The 2,203-nt window shown below is 58.0% G+C and carries 1 protein-coding gene; it reads right to left on the reverse strand.

What is annotated here, in order from left to right:
• The coding region (locus ARC20_RS00350; RefSeq protein WP_152983934.1) for a DUF3320 domain-containing protein at positions 1-2,203 on the reverse strand (2,203 nt) is incomplete at both ends.

Here is a 2,203-nt window from a genome sequence, read left to right on the forward strand (position 1 = left end):
CTCGTGCTCTTGTAGCCGAGCTGCCGCGAGACCATCGTCACCAACTCCTCAGCCTTCGCACCCAGATTGTCCTGAACGACCTTTATCAGAGCCGAATCGATCTCGGAAGGAGGCAAGAATTCTGGGCGGCGCAGTGTCAATGACTCGACCATTGAGCGATCCCGCACGCGGACCTCTTTCCCCGGAATAGCCAGGAAGTCCTTATCGAAGATCAGTACCCCACCCAGGGACACCACCGATCCAATCGCCTCTTCAACGGCTTGCTGAATGCGCGAGCCAGCCCGCTGCAAGCCCCAAAGCGTCCGGATACGCGCAACGACCTCGCTGCGATGAATAGGACTTTCTACCTCCACAATCTGCCGCACGATGGTCGCGAGTTGCCCTGTTGGAGCCAGATGCAATTCGAACTGACTGCTCGGCACGGCAAAGGAAGCCTCGATGTAAGGCTCCGTGTTCGGCGGACTTTGCGCCTCGATGAGTCCCATCTCAGTAACGTCACCGCGATCAACAGTTAGGATCTCGACCGGCACCGCACGGTGCGAAGACTTGGGACCGGCCTCCAAATGGCCTGACTCGGACTTCGCTCGTTCGATAGCTGCAACAAGTTTTTCAAGCTCCGCCTCGGGCCGATGGAACCAGTCCGAAATCCAAACGCGGTAAACCTGCCAACCCTTGTCGCGCAGCACACTCCCACGCAAGCGGTCTCGATCACGCGCACTTTTCGCGTCTCGATACGACTGCCCATCGCACTCAATCCCCAAGATGTAGCGCCCAGGCTCTTCTGGATTGGCAACGGCAATATCAACAAAGAAACCGGCCAAACCGACGTTAGTGTGCAGATCGTAGCCTCGCGCGCGCAGTGCTTGAGCGACCTCTTGCTCAAACACACTTTGCTTTGCGTCGCGCGCCTCGGCGCTCAGGTTGAGGCGACCCGTCCTTGCGTAGTTCAAGAAGAGCTTTAAAGCAAAGGTGCCCTTGCCCTTGGCACGTTCTGTGTCAATGTCCTCATCGGTGATCGAGGTAAAAACCTCGCAACGCGACTTGGCGCGACTGATAAGTACATTCAGGCGGCGCTCGCCGCCATCATTGCTCACGGGACCAAAATTCATCGTCATGTGGCGTTGCACATCACGGCCATAGCCCACCGAAATATAGATGACGTCTCGCTCGTCACCCTGGATGTTCTCCAAGCTCTTGACGAAGAACGGCTCTGCTGGATGATCTGCGAAGAACCCTTCCGTCTCCGGGTGCTGGCGGCGCAGCAGCTCCAGCTCATCGAGAATGGCGCGACGCTGTGCTGTGGAGAAGGTTGCCACACCAAGGGTTAGCTGAGGTGTATTCTGCGCATGCGCCAGTACCGCGAGCGCTACGGCCTTGGCTTCCTTGGGATTGGTGCGCGTGTTGCCTCGGTCGTAGATGGCCTCTGGCAGATGATGCAACCTCAAGCCAACGCCTGCCTCACTGGTGTAGGGACTGGGTACGATGAAGAGCTTGCCTTCATAGAACTGTTGATTGGAAACGGCAATCAGCGACTGATGGCGGCTCCGGTAGTGCCAACGAAGCATCCGCTCAGGCAGCCCTCTTGCGCGGCAAAGTCCCAAGATGCTCTCCACATCTGACGCCTGTGCTCCACCCTCATCATCATCCTGATCACCGCCATCGCCAAGCGCCTTGGAGAAAAAGCGCGTGGGTGGCAACTGCCGCTCATCGCCAACGATCACCAATTGCTTGGCACGCGCGATCGCACCGAGCGCATCGATCGGCTGCACCTGACTCGCCTCGTCAATGACCAGCATGTCAAATTCCAGCGCCCCAGCCGGCAAAAACTGGGCGACAGACAACGGACTCATCATGAACACAGGCTTGAGCGCCTGGATCGCCGGGGCACACCGTTGCATCAACTGCCTGATCGGCAAATGTCCTTTTTTTCTGGCCATCTCGCCAATCAGGACAGCGGTCGGGCCAGTCGCACCGCCTTGACGCGGGATCTTGCTGTGATGCACCTTGACCACTTCATACCGGGCTAGCTGCATGCGCTCCTGGTCAAGGCTTGCAAAGCTTGCCACTACTTGCGATTGACGCTGCCCGTCAAAACTTGCCAGCGCTTGATCGCGCTGCACCAATGCTTGAAGCACCGCTTCGTAGTAAGACAGCTCAAACACGCCCAAAGCGTCAACGCCAGCCAAGTCTCCCTCAGCAAGCG

Source organism: Stenotrophomonas panacihumi, assembly GCF_001431645.1.
In the GTDB taxonomy this organism is placed as follows: Bacteria; Pseudomonadota; Gammaproteobacteria; order Xanthomonadales; family Xanthomonadaceae; genus Stenotrophomonas_A; species Stenotrophomonas_A panacihumi.